We start from the raw sequence: 602 nt of genomic DNA on the forward strand, positions 1-602 counted from the left end.
CGGAAGTAGTTGGGGGTTGCCCCCTGTGAGATATGGAAGTCGCTTAGCTCGAGGGAGTTTAGCTCAGCTGGGAGAGCATCTGCCTTACAAGCAGAGGGTCAGCGGTTCGATCCCGTTAACTCCCATAGGTCCCGTAGTGTAGCGGTTATCACGTCGCCCTGTCACGGCGAAGATCGCGGGTTCGATTCCCGTCGGGACCGTAATAACGAAAGTTATTTGACTCGTTAGCTCAGTTGGTAGAGCAATTGACTTTTAATCAATGGGTCACTGGTTCGAGCCCAGTACGGGTCATATTTGCGGGTTTGGCGGAATTGGCAGACGCACCAGATTTAGGATCTGGCGCTTAACGGCGTGGGGGTTCAAGTCCCTTAACCCGCATAATAGAAATCAGCCGGCTTAGCTCAGTTGGTAGAGCATCTGATTTGTAATCAGAGGGTCGCGTGTTCAAGTCATGTAGCCGGCATTTTTTTTAATATAAACCAGAGTCGATGCGAACGTAGTTCAGTGGTAGAACACCACCTTGCCAAGGTGGGGGTCGCGGGTTCGAATCCCGTCGTTCGCTTATAGAGGCCGGGGTGGCGGAACTGGCAGACGCACAGGAC

At 52.8% G+C, this 602-nt stretch carries 6 tRNA genes; all 6 read left to right on the forward strand.

From position 1 onward, the window contains the following. The first annotated feature begins 52 nt into the window (after positions 1 to 52). The 6 genes from KBU52_RS08820 (at position 53) to KBU52_RS08845 (ending at position 562) form a co-directional block, all read left to right on the forward strand. Positions 53 to 125 (forward strand) — tRNA-Val (locus KBU52_RS08820). 2 nt (positions 126 to 127) lie between these two features. After that, positions 128 to 200: transfer RNA gene (locus KBU52_RS08825), tRNA-Asp, on the forward strand. An 18-nt stretch (positions 201 to 218) separates the two neighbouring features. After that, positions 219 to 291 (forward strand) — tRNA-Lys (locus KBU52_RS08830). 5 nt (positions 292 to 296) lie between these two features. Next, positions 297 to 378: transfer RNA gene (locus KBU52_RS08835), tRNA-Leu, on the forward strand. A gap of 12 nt (positions 379 to 390) precedes the next feature. Then, positions 391 to 463: transfer RNA gene (locus tag KBU52_RS08840), tRNA-Thr, on the forward strand. A gap of 27 nt (positions 464 to 490) precedes the next feature. Then, positions 491 to 562: transfer RNA gene (locus KBU52_RS08845), tRNA-Gly, on the forward strand. Positions 563 to 602: the final 40 nt, after the last annotated feature.

Origin of the sequence: Streptococcus sp. 9.1(2021) (assembly GCF_030466425.1) — a bacterium.
Lineage (GTDB): Bacteria > Bacillota > Bacilli > Lactobacillales > Streptococcaceae > Streptococcus > Streptococcus wuxiensis.